At 64.8% G+C, this 15,717-nt stretch carries 15 protein-coding genes; 12 read left to right on the forward strand and 3 right to left on the reverse strand.

The window, feature by feature from the left end; genetic code table 11:
• Window positions 1-151: 151 nt before the first annotated feature.
• From argS to CAG33_RS21035, 9 genes are all read left to right on the forward strand, one after another.
• Window positions 152-1,888, forward strand: a complete 1,737-nt coding sequence (argS, locus tag CAG33_RS20995; protein WP_085631065.1) for an arginine--tRNA ligase — start codon at window positions 152-154, stop codon at window positions 1,886-1,888.
• 1 nt (window position 1,889) lies between these two features.
• Window positions 1,890-2,606 carry an SPOR domain-containing protein gene (locus tag CAG33_RS21000; protein ID WP_085585441.1) on the forward strand — a complete coding sequence of 239 codons (717 nt, stop codon included), beginning with the start codon at window positions 1,890-1,892 and terminating at the stop codon, window positions 2,604-2,606.
• A gap of 241 nt (window positions 2,607-2,847) precedes the next feature.
• Window positions 2,848-3,378, forward strand: coding sequence for an ATP-dependent protease subunit HslV (gene hslV, locus CAG33_RS21005; protein ID WP_007968352.1), 531 nt, complete (start codon window positions 2,848-2,850; stop codon window positions 3,376-3,378).
• A gap of 53 nt (window positions 3,379-3,431) precedes the next feature.
• Complete coding sequence (gene hslU, locus CAG33_RS21010; protein ID WP_085585443.1) at window positions 3,432-4,769, forward strand: HslU--HslV peptidase ATPase subunit; 1,338 nt, start codon at window positions 3,432-3,434, stop codon at window positions 4,767-4,769.
• 142 nt (window positions 4,770-4,911) lie between these two features.
• Window positions 4,912-5,283, forward strand: coding sequence for a gamma-butyrobetaine hydroxylase-like domain-containing protein (locus tag CAG33_RS21015; RefSeq protein ID WP_085585445.1), 372 nt, complete (start codon window positions 4,912-4,914; stop codon window positions 5,281-5,283).
• A gap of 259 nt (window positions 5,284-5,542) precedes the next feature.
• Window positions 5,543-7,222, forward strand: coding sequence for a class II poly(R)-hydroxyalkanoic acid synthase (phaC, locus tag CAG33_RS21020; RefSeq protein ID WP_085585447.1), 1,680 nt, complete (start codon window positions 5,543-5,545; stop codon window positions 7,220-7,222).
• Window positions 7,223-7,283: 61 nt separating this feature from the next.
• Window positions 7,284-8,138 (forward strand): poly(3-hydroxyalkanoate) depolymerase, encoded by an 855-nt coding sequence (gene phaZ / locus CAG33_RS21025; protein WP_085585449.1) that lies wholly within the window; start codon window positions 7,284-7,286, stop codon window positions 8,136-8,138.
• Between the two features lie 126 nt (window positions 8,139-8,264).
• On the forward strand, window positions 8,265-9,947 hold the full coding sequence (gene phaC / locus CAG33_RS21030; protein WP_085631067.1) for a class II poly(R)-hydroxyalkanoic acid synthase: 1,683 nt from the start codon (window positions 8,265-8,267) through the stop codon (window positions 9,945-9,947).
• 27 nt (window positions 9,948-9,974) lie between these two features.
• The gene (locus CAG33_RS21035) at window positions 9,975-10,595 is read left to right on the forward strand and encodes a TetR/AcrR family transcriptional regulator (protein WP_085585453.1); all 621 of its coding nucleotides are present in this window, start codon (window positions 9,975-9,977) and stop codon (window positions 10,593-10,595) included.
• A gap of 201 nt (window positions 10,596-10,796) precedes the next feature.
• On the opposite strand, the gene CAG33_RS21040 is transcribed toward CAG33_RS21035, so the two are convergent.
• The 3 genes from CAG33_RS21040 to CAG33_RS21050 all read right to left on the reverse strand — a co-directional run bounded on the left by CAG33_RS21040 (window position 10,797) and on the right by CAG33_RS21050 (window position 12,566).
• Window positions 10,797-11,606, reverse strand: coding sequence for a phasin family protein (locus tag CAG33_RS21040; protein ID WP_085585455.1), 810 nt, complete (start codon window positions 11,604-11,606; stop codon window positions 10,797-10,799).
• Window positions 11,607-11,616: 10 nt separating this feature from the next.
• On the reverse strand, window positions 11,617-12,039 hold the full coding sequence (locus tag CAG33_RS21045; protein ID WP_085585457.1) for a phasin family protein: 423 nt from the start codon (window positions 12,037-12,039) through the stop codon (window positions 11,617-11,619).
• 251 nt (window positions 12,040-12,290) lie between these two features.
• A complete protein-coding gene (locus CAG33_RS21050; protein ID WP_085585459.1) occupies window positions 12,291-12,566 on the reverse strand; it encodes a polyhydroxyalkanoic acid system family protein in 276 nt (91 codons plus the stop codon).
• A 154-nt stretch (window positions 12,567-12,720) separates the two neighbouring features.
• Here CAG33_RS21050 and ubiE point away from each other — a divergent pair, with 154 nt between their 5' ends.
• The 3 genes from ubiE to ubiB are packed head-to-tail and all read left to right on the forward strand — an operon-like array spanning window position 12,721 to window position 15,715.
• Window positions 12,721-13,491: a bifunctional demethylmenaquinone methyltransferase/2-methoxy-6-polyprenyl-1,4-benzoquinol methylase UbiE gene (gene ubiE / locus CAG33_RS21055; protein ID WP_085585461.1), complete on the forward strand. Its 771-nt coding sequence runs from the start codon at window positions 12,721-12,723 to the stop codon at window positions 13,489-13,491.
• Window positions 13,491-14,114, forward strand: a complete 624-nt coding sequence (locus CAG33_RS21060) for an SCP2 domain-containing protein (protein WP_085585463.1) — start codon at window positions 13,491-13,493, stop codon at window positions 14,112-14,114. Before ubiE ends, CAG33_RS21060 begins: the two co-directional genes overlap by 1 nt.
• On the forward strand, window positions 14,111-15,715 hold the full coding sequence (ubiB, locus tag CAG33_RS21065) for a ubiquinone biosynthesis regulatory protein kinase UbiB (protein WP_085631068.1): 1,605 nt from the start codon (window positions 14,111-14,113) through the stop codon (window positions 15,713-15,715). The genes CAG33_RS21060 and ubiB overlap by 4 nt, the downstream gene beginning before the upstream one ends.
• Window positions 15,716-15,717: the final 2 nt, after the last annotated feature.

Consider the following 15,717-nt stretch of genomic DNA (forward strand, 5'->3'; position numbering starts at 1 on the left):
CCCTCTGCCACAAGGAATCGCGGCGCAATTGTCGCCGCACATCCACATCCTGCCTGCTAAGGTTGGCAAGCCCGTCTTCGCAACGGATAATGCCCAGTTTTTCCACCCGCGCACCGATGCGCCGCCGCGCCAGCGGTCGAAAGAGACGACCATGAAAGACACCATTCGCCAGCTGATCCAGCAAGCCCTCACCCAACTCGTCAACGAAGGTGTGTTGCCTGAAGGCCTGTCGCCGGCGATCCAGGTGGAAAACGCCCGTGACAAGACCCACGGCGACTTCGCCAGCAACATCGCGATGATGCTGGCCAAGCCTGCGGGCATGAAGCCGCGCGACCTGGCGGAAAAGCTCATCGCCGCCCTGCCGGCCGACGAGAACGTCACCAAGGCCGAGATCGCGGGCCCCGGCTTCATCAACTTCTTCCAGAACACCCAGGCCCTGGCCAACCGCCTTGACGCCGCCCTGGCCGACGCCCGTGTGGGCGTGCGCAAGGCCGGTCCTGCGCAGCGCACCGTGGTCGACCTGTCGGCGCCGAACCTGGCCAAGGAAATGCACGTCGGCCACCTGCGCTCGACCATCATCGGCGACGGCGTGGCCCGCGTCCTCGAGTTCCTCGGCGACGACGTGATCCGCCAGAACCACGTCGGCGACTGGGGCACCCAGTTCGGCATGCTGATGGCCTACCTGCAGGAAAACCCGATCACCAGCGACGAGCTGTCGGACCTGGAGAACTTCTACCGCGCCGCCAAGCAGCGCTTCGACGAGTCCGCCGAGTTCGCCGACCGCGCCCGCGGCCTGGTGGTCAAGCTGCAGGCCGGCGACGCCGAGTGCCTGGCGCTGTGGACCCGGTTCAAGGACATCTCGCTGTCGCACTGCCAGAAAATCTACGAGCTGCTCAACGTCAAGCTGACCATGGCCGACGTGATGGGCGAGAGCGCCTACAACGACGACCTGATCAACGTGGTCAACGACCTCAAGGCCGCCGGCATGCTGGTGGAGAGCAACGGCGCCCAGTGCGTGTTCCTCGACGAATTCAAGAACGCCGACGGCGACCCGCTGCCGGTGATCATCGTCAAGGCCGACGGCGGCTACCTGTACGCCACCACGGACCTTGCGGCCGTGCGCTACCGCAGCGGCAAGCTCAACGCCGACCGCGCGCTGTACTTCGTCGACCAGCGTCAGGCCCTGCACTTCCAGCAAGTGTTCGCCGTGGCGCGCAAGGCCGGTTTCGTGACCCATCCGATGGAGATGGAGCACATGGGCTTCGGCACCATGAACGGCGCCGACGGCCGTCCGTTCAAGACCCGCGACGGCGGCACCGTGAAGCTGATCGACCTGCTGACCGAGGCCCGCGAGCGCGCCTATAGCCTGGTCAAGGAAAAGAACCCGACGCTGGCCGAGGACGAACTGCGCAACATCGCCCGGGTGGTGGGCATCGGCGCCGTGAAATACGCCGACCTGTCCAAGCACCGCACCAGCGACTACAGCTTCAACTTCGACCTGATGCTCAACTTCGAAGGCAACACCGCGCCGTACCTGCTGTACGCCTACACCCGCGTGGCCGGCGTGTTCCGCAAGCTGGGCAAGGACTTCAGCGAAGTCGACGGCCAGATCGTCCTCGAAGCGGCGCACGAGCAGGAACTGGCGGCCAAGCTGGCGCAGTTCGGCGAAGTGCTGAACAACGTGGCCGAGAAAGGCACGCCGCACGTGCTGTGCACCTACCTGTACGACGTCGCCGGCCTGTTCTCCAGCTTCTACGAGAACTGCCCGATCCTCGCCGCCGACACCCCGGCGCAGATGCAAAGCCGCCTGCGCCTGGCCGCGCTGACCGGCCGTACCCTCAAGCAAGGCCTGGAACTGCTGGGCCTGGAAACCCTGGAGCGCATGTAAGTTGGCTGCCAAGAAAAAACCCGCCCCCAAGCGCGGCGCCAGCCGCTACCAGGCCCCGGCCAAGCAACCGATTCCGGGCTGGCTGTGGATGGCCATCGGCCTGACGGTCGGTGCGTTCATCGTGTTCCTGATGAAACTGGAGCCGGGCAAGGGCAGCGACACGGTCAAGCGCGAGAAGGTCGAGCAGCAGCAACAGCAGAAGGCCACCAAGATCGCCGAGGCCAACAAGACGCCTCCGAGCCCGACGCAACCGGTGAAGCCGAAGTACGACTTCTACACCCTGCTGCCGGAATCGGAAGTGATCGTGCCGCCGGACGCCGTACCGGAGAAAACCTTGCCGACGCCGCAGGTGCCGGCGATCCCGACCACCCCGGTGACCCCGGCGGAAGCGGCGAAGATCGACACCGCGCGGGCCCAGGCGGCGCTGGCCGGCATCACGCCGCCGCCGGCCCCGCCGGTGGCGAAGGCGGCGCCGGTGACCAAGTTCTTCCTCCAGGCCGGTTCGTTCCGCAAGGAAGCCGACGCCGACAAGGTGCGGGCGCAGATCATCCTGCTGGGCCAGGCGGTGTCGGTGGAGTCCGGCACGGTGAAGGACGAGACCTGGTACCGCGTGCTGGTCGGCCCGTTCAGCAACCGTGAGCAACTGACCACCGCACAGAAGCAGTTGGCGGGCAGCGGCTTCAGCAACTTGCTGTTACAACAACGCCAGAGCCGCTGACCCGGCACGTTGCGGCGAGGGCGCTGGCTCCCGACGGGGCGCCAAGCGCCCCCGAACCCTGCGGATCCTGCGCTTCAGACAGGCCAGGATCCCAGGACTTGCGGCGGGAGGGAGCGAACACCCTCGCCACAGCCGCGCCCACCGCTCGTCCCCTCGCCACCCCCGCAGTTGAAATACCGTCCTCCACCCCCATATGGGTGTGCATAAGGCATTTTCGCCCCGCTGCGTGGAGACTCTTCCCTTGACCACCATCGTTTCAGTCCGCCGCCACGGCAAAGTCGTCATGGGCGGCGACGGCCAGGTTTCCCTCGGCAACACCGTGATGAAAGGCAACGCGAAGAAGGTTCGCCGCCTGTACCACGGCCAGGTCATCGCCGGTTTCGCCGGCGCCACCGCCGACGCCTTCACCCTGTTCGAACGCTTCGAAGGCCAGCTCGAAAAACATCAGGGCCACCTGATCCGCGCCGCCGTCGAACTCGCCAAGGAATGGCGCACCGACCGTTCCCTGAGCCGCCTCGAAGCGATGCTCGCGGTCGCCAACAAGGACGCCTCGCTGATCATCACCGGCAACGGCGACGTGGTCGAACCCGAAGACGGCCTGATCGCCATGGGTTCCGGCGGCGCCTACGCCCAGGCCGCCGCCAGCGCCCTGCTGAAGAAAACCGACCTGTCGGCCCGCGAAATCGTCGAGACCGCCCTCGGCATCGCCGGCGACATCTGCGTCTTCACCAACCACACCCAGACCATTGAGGAGCAGGATCTCGCTGAATGAGCCTGCCGCGCCCTGCGCCACAGCTCGTTTCTGCTTGAGGACCGTCAATCACCATGTCCATGACTCCCCGCGAAATCGTCCACGAACTCAACCGCCACATCATCGGCCAGGACGATGCCAAGCGCGCCGTCGCGATTGCCCTGCGCAACCGCTGGCGCCGCATGCAGCTGCCTGAAGAGCTGCGCGTTGAAGTGACCCCCAAGAACATCCTGATGATCGGCCCGACCGGCGTCGGCAAGACCGAGATCGCCCGTCGCCTGGCCAAGCTGGCCAACGCGCCGTTCATCAAGGTCGAAGCGACCAAGTTCACCGAGGTCGGCTATGTCGGCCGCGACGTCGAATCGATCATCCGTGACCTGGCCGACGCCGCGATCAAGCTGCTGCGCGAGCAGGAGATGACCCGCGTGCGCCACCGCGCCGAAGACGCCGCCGAAGAGCGCATCCTCGACGCCCTGCTGCCGCCGGCGCGCATGGGCTTCAACAGCGACGACGCGCCGACCCCGGACTCCAACACCCGCCAGCTGTTCCGCAAGCGCCTGCGCGAAGGCCAGCTGGACGACAAGGAAATCGAGATCGAAGTGGCCGAAGCCATGGGCGTCGACATTTCCGCGCCGCCGGGCATGGAAGAGATGACCAACCAGCTGCAGAACCTGTTCGCCAACATGGGCAAGGGCAAGAAGAAGGCCCGCAAGCTCAAGGTCAAGGAAGCGCTGAAGCTGGTGCGCGACGAAGAGGCCGGGCGCCTGGTCAACGAAGAGGAACTCAAGGCCAAGGCCCTGGAGGCGGTCGAGCAGCACGGCATCGTGTTCATCGACGAGATCGACAAGGTGGCCAAGCGCGGCAACGTCGGCGGCGCCGACGTGTCCCGCGAAGGCGTGCAGCGCGACCTGCTGCCGCTGATCGAAGGCTGCACCGTCAACACCAAGCTGGGCATGGTCAAGACCGACCACATCCTGTTCATCGCCTCCGGCGCGTTCCACCTGAGCAAGCCGAGCGACCTGGTGCCGGAGCTGCAAGGCCGCCTGCCGATCCGCGTCGAGCTCAAGGCCCTGAGCCCGGAAGACTTCGAGCGCATCCTCAGCGAACCGCACGCCTCGCTCACCGAGCAGTACTGCGCGCTGCTCAAGACCGAAGGCCTGAACATCCAGTTCCAGCCCGAAGGCATCAAGCGCCTGGCGGAGATCGCCTGGCAGGTCAACGAGAAGACCGAGAACATCGGTGCCCGTCGCCTGCACACGCTGCTCGAGCGCCTGCTCGAAGAGGTGTCGTTCAGCGCCGGCGACCTGGCCAGCGCCCACGACGAGAAGCCGATCCTGATCGACGCCGACTACGTCAACAGCCACCTGGGCGAATTGGCGCAGAACGAAGACCTGTCCCGTTATATCCTGTAAGCCACCCTTACAGATGTAGCGGAACGGTGGAAGCGAGCCTGCCCGCGATGGCGGCGGTTCAGACAACCTCTGGGTTGAATGTGCCGCCCCACCGCGAGCAGGCTCGCTCCCACAAGGTTCCGCACCAGACGGATACCCGGTCATGCTGCCCACCGACATCAAACTGCACAAAGCCTCCAAGACCCTGACGCTCGCCTACGCGTCCGGCGAATCGTTCACCCTGCCCGCAGAGTTCCTGCGCGTGCACTCCCCCTCCGCCGAGGTCCAGGGCCACGGCAAACCGATCCTGCAGTACGGCAAGCTCCACGTCGGCCTGACCAAGGTGGAACCGGCCGGTCAGTACGCACTGAAACTGACCTTCGACGACGGCCACGACAGCGGACTGTTCACCTGGGAATACCTGTACGAACTGGGGCGACGTTATGACGCACTCTGGGCCGATTACCTGGACGAACTCAAAGCCGCCGGCAAATCCCGCGACCCGGACGAGTCCGTCGTCAAGCTGATGCTCTAGCCCGTGCCTCGGGCGGTTTAGAGGGCATTTTCTAAATTCATCTGTTTGAATGCTCCGCTTGTGCGGCCGAGGACTGGCCCGCTTGCGAAAAAAACCAATCTCGGGTAACCAATGGAACTGGCAAGTTCCCTGCAGTGTTCCGTGCACTGCAGATCTGCCCTGCAGAATCAACGGTCACCCGAGCGGCAGTACCTGGCACCGGCTGTAAGACTGCACAGTGAGGACCGGGTACTCGTCTCAGGACAATGGAGCGTCGTAGATGAGTAACAAGAACAACGATGACCTGAAGTACCAAGCCTCGGAAAACACCTTGGGGCTCAATCCCGTCGTCGGGCTGCGCGGAAAGGATCTGCTGGCCTCCGCCCGCATGGTGCTGACCCAGGCCATCCGGCAACCGATACACAGCGTCAAGCATGTCGCCCATTTCGGCCTTGAACTCAAGAACGTGCTGTTCGGCAAATCCGAACTGCAGCCTGCCGGCGACGACCGTCGCTTCGTCGATCCGGCCTGGAGCCAGAACCCGCTCTACCGCCGTTATCTGCAAACCTACCTGGCGTGGCGCAAGGAACTCCACGACTGGATCGACGACAGCAGCCTCTCGCCCAAGGACATCGCGCGCGGGCACTTCGTGATCAACCTGATGACCGAAGCCATGGCCCCGACCAACAGCGCGGCGAACCCGGCGGCGGTCAAGCGCTTCTTCGAGACCGGCGGCAAGAGCCTGCTCGACGGCCTCTCGCACCTGGCCAAGGACCTGGTGCACAACGGCGGCATGCCGAGCCAGGTCAACATGGGCGCGTTCGAGGTCGGCAAGACGTTGGGCGTGTCCGAAGGCGCGGTGGTGTTTCGCAACGACGTGCTGGAACTGATCCAGTACAAGCCGATCACCGAGCAGGTGTTCGAGCGACCGCTGCTGGTGGTGCCGCCGCAGATCAACAAGTTCTACGTGTTCGACCTGAGCCCGGACAAGAGCCTGGCCAAATTCTGCCTGCGCAGCAACGTGCAGACCTTCATCGTCAGCTGGCGCAACCCGACCAAGGAACAGCGCGAGTGGGGCCTGTCGACCTACATCGAAGCCCTCAAGGAAGCGGTGGACGTGGTCACCGCGATCACCGGCAGCAAAGACGTGAACATGCTCGGCGCCTGCTCCGGCGGCATCACCTGCACCGCCCTGCTGGGCCACTACGCGGCCATCGGCGAGAACAAGGTCAATGCCCTGACTCTGCTGGTCAGCGTGCTCGACACCACCCTGGACACCGACGTCGCCCTGTTCGTCGACGAACAGACGCTGGAGACCGCCAAGCGCCACTCGTACCAGGCCGGCGTGCTGGAAGGCAAGGACATGGCCAAGGTCTTCGCCTGGATGCGCCCCAACGACCTGATCTGGAATTACTGGGTGAACAACTACCTGCTCGGCAACGAGCCGCCGGTGTTCGACATCCTGTTCTGGAACAACGACACCACACGGTTGCCGGCCGCGTTCCACGGCGACCTGATCGAAATGTTCAAAAACAACCCGCTGACCCGCCCCGACGCACTGGAAGTGTGCGGCACGCCGATCGACCTCAAGCAGGTCACCGCCGACATCTTCTCCCTGGCCGGCACCAACGACCATATCACCCCGTGGAAGTCCTGCTACAAGTCGGCGCAGCTGTTCGGCGGCAAGGTCGAGTTCGTGCTGTCGAGCAGCGGCCACATCCAGAGCATCCTGAACCCGCCGGGCAACCCGAAGGCGCGCTACATGACCAACAGCGAAATGGCCGACGACGCCGATGACTGGCAGGAGAACTCGACCAAGCACACCGACTCCTGGTGGCTGCATTGGCAGGCGTGGCAGGCCCAGCGTTCGGGCGAACTGAAGAAGGCCCCGGCGAAGCTGGGCAACAAGGCGTACCCGGCGGGCGAAGCGTCGCCGGGCACTTACGTGCACGAGCGGTAACCGACACCCCCCGCCCCACCCTGCGGGGCGGGGGTGAACCCAATAGCCACAGGGCCTGAGCATGCCGCACCCGTTCATCTTCCGCACCGTCGACCTGGATGGCCAGACCATCCGCACCGCGGTGCGCCCCGGCAAGCCTCACTTGACGCCCTTGCTGATCTTCAACGGCATCGGCGCCAACCTGGAGCTGGTGTTTCCCTTTGTCGCGGCGCTGGATCCGGATCTTGAGGTCATCGCCTTCGACGTGCCCGGCGTCGGCGGTTCCTCGACGCCGAGCCGGCCGTACCGGTTCGCCGGGCTGGCGAAACTCACCGCACGGATGCTCGACTACCTCGACTACGGCCAGGTCAACGCGATCGGCGTGTCGTGGGGCGGCGCCCTGGCGCAGCAGTTCGCCCACGACTACCCCGAGCGCTGCAAGAAACTGGTGCTGGCGGCCACCGCCGCCGGTGCCTTCATGGTGCCGGGCAAGCCGAAGGTGCTGTGGATGATGGCCAGCCCGCGCCGCTACATCCAGCCGTCCCACGTGATCCGCATCGCGCCGCTGATCTACGGCGGCTCGTTCCGCCGCGACCCGACCCTCGCCGCCAGCCACGCGGCCAAGGTGCGCTCGGCGGGCAAGCTGGGCTACTACTGGCAACTGTTCGCGGGCCTGGGCTGGACCAGCATCCACTGGCTGCACAAGATCCATCAGCCGACCCTGGTGCTGGCCGGCGACGACGACCCGCTGATCCCGCTGATCAACATGCGCATGCTCGCCTGGCGGATCCCCAACGCCCAGCTGCACATCATCGACGACGGCCACCTGTTCCTGATCACCCGGGCCGAAGCGGTGGCGCCGATCATCATGAAATTCCTGGAGGAGGAACGTCAGCGTGCGGTGATGCATCCGCATCCGGCATCGCCGGGGGCATGACCGATCCGGCACGTTTTATGGAAGGTGTGTGGCAGGACGCCGCGCAGGCAACAATCCGCAACAGCGTCTATGGTTCTCTGGTTCGGTGTGTTTGTGTTTGGCCTGAAGACGAAGGAGTGTTGACTCATGCGCGACAAACCAGCGACCGGCGTGGTGCCCAGCCCCGCCGTGTTCATCAATGCACAAAGCGCGATGACCGGGCTGCGCGGCCGGGATCTGATCTCGACCCTGCGCAGCGTCGCGGCCCATGGCCTGCGCAACCCGATCCACAGCGCACGCCATGCCTTGAGGCTAGGAAGCCAGCTGGGCCGCGTCCTGCTCGGTGAGACCCTGCACCCGATCAACGCGCAGGACACCCGCTTCAGCGATCCGGCCTGGAGCCTCAATCCGTTCTACCGGCGCAGTCTTCAGGCCTATCTGAGCTGGCAGAAACAGGTCAAGAGCTGGATCGACGAGAGCAGCATGAGCGAAGACGACCGCGCCCGCGCGCAGTTCGCCTTCAGCCTGCTCAACGACGCCGTGGCGCCCTCCAACACCCTGCTCAATCCGCTGGCGGTCAAGGAGCTGTTCAACTCCGGCGGGCAGAGCCTGGTACGGGGCCTGGGCCACCTGATCGACGACCTGCTGCACAACGACGGCCTTCCGCGCCAAGTGTCGAAGCAGGCGTTCGAGATCGGCAAGACTGTCGCCACCACCACCGGCTCCGTGGTGTTTCGCAACGAAATGCTGGAGCTCATCCAGTACCGGCCGATGAGCGAGAAACAGTACGCCAAGCCGCTGCTGGTGGTGCCGCCGCAGATCAACAAGTACTACATCTTCGACCTGAGCCCGCACAACAGCTTCGTCCAGTTCGCCCTCAAGAACGGCCTGCAGACCTTCATGATCAGCTGGCGCAACCCGGACGTGCGCCACCGCGAGTGGGGCCTGTCGACCTACGTCGAGGCGGTGGAGGAAGCGATGAACGTCTGCCGCTCGATCACCGGCGCCCGCGACGTCAACCTGATGGGCGCCTGCGCCGGCGGCCTCACCATCGCCGCCCTGCAGGGCCACCTGCAGGCCAAGCGGCAACTGCGCCGGGTTTCCAGCGCCACTTACCTGGTGAGCCTGCTCGACAGCCAGTTCGACACGCCGGCGACGCTGTTCGCCGACGAGCAGACCCTCGAGGCGGCCAAGCGCCGTTCCTACCAGCGGGGCGTGCTCGACGGCCGCGACATGGCCAAGGTGTTCGCCTGGATGCGCCCCAACGACCTGATCTGGAACTACTTCGTCAACAACTACCTGTTGGGCAAGGCGCCGCCGCCGTTCGACATCCTCTACTGGAACAACGACAGCACTCGCCTGCCGGCGGCGTTCCACGGCGACCTGCTGGACTTCTTCAAGCACAACCCGCTGACCCACCCCGGCGGCCTGGAGGTGTGCGGCACGCCGATCGACCTGCAGAAGGTCACGGTCGACAGCTTCAGCGTGGCCGGCATGAACGACCACATCACGCCGTGGGACGCGGTGTACCGCTCGACCCTGCTGCTGGGCGGCGAGCGGCGCTTCGTGCTGTCCAACAGCGGTCACGTGCAGAGCATCCTCAACCCGCCGGGCAACCCGAAGGCCAACTACGTCGAGAACGGCAAGCTGAGCGGCGACCCCCGCGCCTGGTACTACGACGCGAAAAAGGTCGACGGCAGCTGGTGGACGCAGTGGCTGGAGTGGATCCAGCAGCGCTCCGGCGCCCAGCGCGAGACCCAGATGACCCTCGGCAGCCCCGACTACCCAACGATGGAAGCGGCACCCGGCACCTACGTGCGCGTGCGCTGACGCCCCGAAACCTTTTAAGAAGACTGGATGAAAACCCGCGACCGGATTCTCGAATGTGCCCTGCAGCTGTTCAACGAAAAGGGCGAGCCGAACGTCTCCACCATGGAGGTTGCCAACGAGATGGGGATCAGCCCCGGCAACCTCTACTACCACTTCCACGGCAAGGAGCCGCTGATCCTCGGGCTGTTCGAACGCTTCCAGGGCGAACTGGCGCCGTTGCTCGACCCGCCCGCCGACGTCGAGCTGGCACCGGAGGACTACTGGCTGTTCCTGCACCTGATCGTCGAGCGCCTGGCGCTCTACCGGTTCCTGTTCCAGGACCTGTCGAACCTGTCCGGACGCCTGCCGAAGCTGGCCAAGGGCATCCGCAACCTGCTCAATGTCCTCAAGCGCACGCTGGCGTCCTTGCTGGCGCGCCTGAAGGCGCAGGGGCTGCTGGTCAGCGACACCCAGGCCCTGGGGCAACTGGTAGAGCAGATCACCCTGACCTTGCTGTTTTCCCTGGACTACCAGCGGATCCTCGACCGCGAGGGCGAGGTGCGGCTGGTGGTGTACCAGATCATGATGCTGGTGGCGCCGCACCTGCTGCCGCCGATCAAGGCGGCGACGGAGCGCTTCGCGCTGCAGTACCTCGAAGAGCACGAGTGACCATTGCATCTCCCTTGTGGGAGCGAGCCTGCTGGGGCCGGTGATGCCACATGACACTGTGGGAGCCAGCCTGCTGGCGATGGCGTCGGCAAGGGCGCTGCCGGGCAGGATCAAAAGGGTAAGGCAGCGTTCTGGATAGACAGGACCACAAACAAAAACGCCCGGCCTTCACAGGCCGGGCGTTTTCTTGGGCCCTGAGGATCAGGACTGACTGGACGGCGCCGACGGGGTCGGTGCGGCAGTCGGGGTCACGGCGGATGCCGGAGCGGCGGCGGAGTTCGACGCGCTGACCGGAGCGGCCGGGGTCGCAGGCTTGGCGGCGGCCGGTTTCGGCGCTGCAGCTTTCGGTGCGGCCGGTTTTTTCACTGCCGGTTTCTTCGCGGCAGCCGGTTTGGCGGCTGGCTTGGCGGCAGCGGTTTTCGCCGCAGGTTTTGCGGCAGGCTTGGCAGCGGGTTTGGCCGCCGCTTTCGCAGCCGGTTTGGCCGCTGCGGTTTTCGCCGCAGGCTTGGCGGCCGGTTTGGCGGCAGCCTTGGCCAGTGGTTTGGCGGCAGGCTTCGCAGCCGGCTTGGCCGCTGCGGTCTTGGCCACAGGCTGGGTTTTCAGACCGGTGAGTTTCTCGATCTGCTTGGTCAGGGTCTCGACCTTGCTGTGCAGGGCCTTGACCTCATTGCGGCTCGGCACGCCCAGGCGCGAAATCGCGCTGTTCAGGCGCTTGTCGAAAGCCTCTTCCAGTTCGTCCCACTTGCCCAGCGCGCGGTCTTTCACGCCGCTGATGCGCGATTTTGCCGAGGAAGCGGAATCCTTGGCGGCGTCGACTTTCTTGCCGACCGCCGACTTGGTGAGCTTCTCGGCCTTTTCGCCGTCTTTGACCAGTGACTCGAAGAGCTTGCTGCCGTCAGTGTCGATCTTCGAGTACACGCCCAGGCCTGCCAGCCAGATCTTGCGGGAGTAGTCTTCGACCTTCCCGATCCACGAGCTGCCTTCTTTATCGGTGTTCTTTTTGCCAGCCATCCCGTTCTCCTTAAGATTTACGCGCGACGCGTTCGAGCAATGCCGTCAGCTCATCGAGCTTAGCAGAGAGTGCCTCAACGTCATGTTTAGACGGAATGCCGATGCGATTCAAGGCACTGGCGACGCGTGTGTCGAACGCCTTCTCGACCTTGTCGAGCTGCACTTCGACCCGGCCCTTGAAGGTGCTGACTTCGCCCTTGGCCTCATCGATCTCGGCGTTGGCCGCTTCGAGTTTTTCGGCGACGGCTTTTTTGCCTTTCTTTTCAACCGCTTGACCGGCCTTGATCAGCTCTTGAAAGTAGTCGCTGCCCTCTTGGCCGACCTTGGCGTAGGCACCCAGGCCTGCCAGCCAGATCTTGCGGGCATAGGATTTGACGTCGCTCAGAGCGGAAGTCGAAGCGTCGATTTTTTTCTTCAAAATGACTTTGGCCATGGTGCACCTCACGCGCAGAAGGTTTGAGGAACTGCCCGGACGAGTGTCGGGCTCAGGCACAAAGTAGGGAGAAAAATTAGAAACGGCACCCTAACAACTGACATAAAGCAGGTGAACGTGACACGGTACCTGTGGGAGCGGGCTTGCCCGCGAAGACCATGTTCCTGCCACAAGAAATCTTGCGGATGCACCGGTCTCTTCGCGGGCAAGCCCGCTCCCACAGGATTATCCGTTCACCGCAAAGGTCGGGATCAGGCCAGCGCCTTGTCCAGCGCCTTCTCGATCTCGGCCTTGATCATGCCGCTCATGGCCGACATCACCATGCCCAGCTCCACGTCGACGCGGATCGAATCCTCCGCCACATGCACCTCGCCCTTCACGCCGGAGCGCTTGAGGTTCAGGGTGTCCCCCGACCACTGCGGCTCCAGGCCGTATTGGTCGGAGAGTTTCTGCGCCAGCTTGTCGGCTTTCTCGCGGGCGGCGTCCTTGCCCAGGCTATGGGCACGTTCAACACTGATTCGGGCCATCGGATGACTCCTGATTGATGAAGGCTTGTCGGCAGATCCTGACCGCGGCTGCGGCAAATCGTCCCGAGGGTCGCCCATCTTACCTTGAGCCATTCCAAGACAAAGCATGGCTTGGGGATTAGAATGTCGCGCATTCTCTTTTGGTGACAGCGATATGACTGATCAGCGCAAAGGCAGCGATGCCGAACCCACCACCCACTTCGGCTTCAAGAACGTCCCGGAAAGCCAGAAGGCCGAAAAGGTCGCTGAGGTGTTCCACTCCGTGGCCGCCAAGTACGACCTGATGAACGACCTCCTGTCGGGCGGCATGCATCGCCTGTGGAAGCGCTTCGCGATCGAGCTGTCGGGCGTGCGCAGCGGCAACCGCGTGCTGGACATCGCCGGCGGCACCGGCGACCTGACCAAGAAGTTCTCGCACCTCGTCGGCCCGACCGGCCAGGTGGTGCTCGCCGACATCAACGAGTCCATGCTCAAGGTCGGCCGCGACCGCCTGCTGGACGTGGGCGTGTCGGGCAACGTCGAGTTCGTCCAGGCCGACGCCGAAAAGCTGCCGTTCCCCGACAACCACTTCGACTGCGTGACCATCGCCTTCGGCCTGCGCAACGTGACCCACAAGGAAGACGCCCTGCGCTCGATGCTGCGCGTGCTCAAGCCCGGCGGCCGCCTGCTGGTGCTGGAGTTCTCCAAGCCGACCAACGCGCTGATGTCCAAGGCCTACGACGCCTACTCGTTCGCCTTCATGCCGCTGATGGGCAAGCTGATCACCAACGACGCGGAAAGCTACCGTTACCTGGCCGAGTCGATCCGCATGCACCCGGACCAGGAAACCCTGAAGTCGATGATGGTCGAGGCCGGCTTCGACCGCGTGACCTATCACAACATGACCTCGGGCATCGTCGCCCTGCACCGCGGCATCAAGCCCTGATGCTGCTGACCGGGCTGCTGGCCAGCGTCGAAACCGGCCTGAACCGGGTGCTGCGTCTCGACAGCACCGCGCTGCCGCGCCTGGCGCACCTGACCGGCAAAGTCATCGCCGTCGACTGCGCAAGCCCGGCGCTGCAACTGTTCATCCTGCCCAGCGACGAAGGCCTGATGCTGGCCTCGCGCTGGGAGACCGGCGTCGACTGCACCCTGCGTGCGCCGGCGTCGAGCCTGGTGAAGCTGGCCCTGAGCAAGGACAAGACCGCGGTGCTGCACGCGCCGGAGGTCGAGCTCGACGGCGACAGCGGCGTGCTGCTGGAACTGGCGGGCATCCTGCAGGACCTGGAGCTGGACTGGGAGTACGAACTCTCGCGCTGGCTCGGCCCCGTCGCCACGCAACTGGTCGGCGGCCACCTGCGCAGCCGCGCCCGCTGGTACCGGCAAGGCTTCGCCAGCCTCAACCAGAACCTCGCCGAATACCTGGCCGAAGAATCGCGCACCCTCGTCGGGCAGCGCGAAGCCGAAGCCCGGTTCCGCGAACTGGACCGGATCAAGCTTGATCTGGAACGTCTCGAGGCGCGTTTCGAGCGCCTTTCCCGATCCCTCGACCCAAGCGATAACGCATGAAGCTGCTTGCCGTCCGCCGTCTGTTGCGCATCCAGCGCGTCGTGATCCGCTACCGACTCGATGACCTGCTGTTCGAACTCCCGTTGCCGTGGTTCCTGCTGGGCCTGCGCTATGTGCTGCCGTGGCGCTGGTTCCCGCGCAAGCCACTGGCGCTGAGCCGGGGCGCGCGCCTGCGCCTGGCGCTGCAGGACCTGGGGCCGATCTTCATCAAGTTCGGGCAGATCCTCTCGACCCGCCGCGACCTGCTGCCGGAAGACATCGCCGACGAACTGATGCTGCTGCAGGACCGGGTGCCGCCGTTCGACTCGCAACTGTCGGTGCGGCTGATCGAAGAGCAGTTGGGCAAGAGGATCGACGAGGTGTTCAGCCGCTTCGACGTCGAGCCGCTGGCCTCCGCCTCGGTGGCGCAGGTGCATGCCGCCCAGCTCAAGACCGGCGAAGAGGTGGTGGTCAAGGTGATCCGTCCGGGCCTCAAGCCGGTGATCGCCCAGGATCTGGCGTGGCTGTTCATCCTCGCCCGCGCCGCCGAGAAGGTCTCGGCCGATGCCCGCCTGCTGCACCCGGTGGACGTGGTCAGCGACTACGAAAAGACCATCTACGACGAACTCGACCTGCTGCGCGAGGCGGCCAACGCCAGCCAGCTCAAGCGCAACTTCGACGGTTCGCCGCTGCTCTATGTGCCGCAGGTCTATTGGGACTGGTGCCGGCCGAAGGTGCTGGTGATGGAGCGCATCTACGGCATCCAGGTGACGGACCTGGCGACCCTGGCCGACCAGCGCACCGACATGAAGATGCTCGCCGAACGCGGCGTTGAGATCTTCTTCACCCAGGTGTTCCGCGACAGCTTCTTCCACGCCGACATGCACCCGGGCAACATCTTCGTCAGCACGGTCAACCCATGGAGCCCGCAGTACATCGCCATCGACTGCGGCATCGTCGGCAGCCTGACCCCGCAGGACCAGGACTACCTGGCCCGCAACCTGTTCGCCTTCTTCAAGCGCGACTACCGCCGCGTGGCGCAGCTGCACATCGATTCGGGCTGGGTGCCGGCGGAAACCAAGCTCAACGAATTCGAAGCGGCGATCCGCACCGTGTGCGAACCGATCTTCGAAAAACCGTTAAAAGATATTTCATTTGGCCAGGTGCTGATGCGCCTGTTCCAGACGGCGCGGCGCTTCAACATGGAAGTCCAGCCGCAACTGGTGCTGCTGCAGAAGACCCTGCTGAACATCGAAGGCCTGGGTCGTCAGCTGTATCCGGAGCTGGATCTGTGGAACACCGCCCAGCCGTTCCTCGAACGCTGGATGCGCGAGCGCGTGAGCCCCAAGGCCTTGATCGGCAACGTGCAGAGCCAGTTCGAACAGCTGCCGCACCTGGCCAACATGGCCCGCGACCTGCTCGAGCGCCTGTCCCAGCCCCACGCCAGCGACCCGCCGCCGCCCTGGAAAAAGCGCAAGGACGACTGGTTCCTGCGCCTGCTCGGCAGCGCCCACCTGGCGGGCGGCACGATCCTCGCCGCCGGCGGTCCGCTGCACGAACTGGGGCACTGGCCCGCCGGGATCATGGTGGCAGTGGGCTTGTATCTGGTCGTTCGCCGATAGCC

Origin of the sequence: Pseudomonas sp. B3(2017) (assembly GCF_002113595.1) — a bacterium.
GTDB classification, from domain to species: domain Bacteria; phylum Pseudomonadota; class Gammaproteobacteria; order Pseudomonadales; family Pseudomonadaceae; genus Aquipseudomonas; species Aquipseudomonas ekonensis.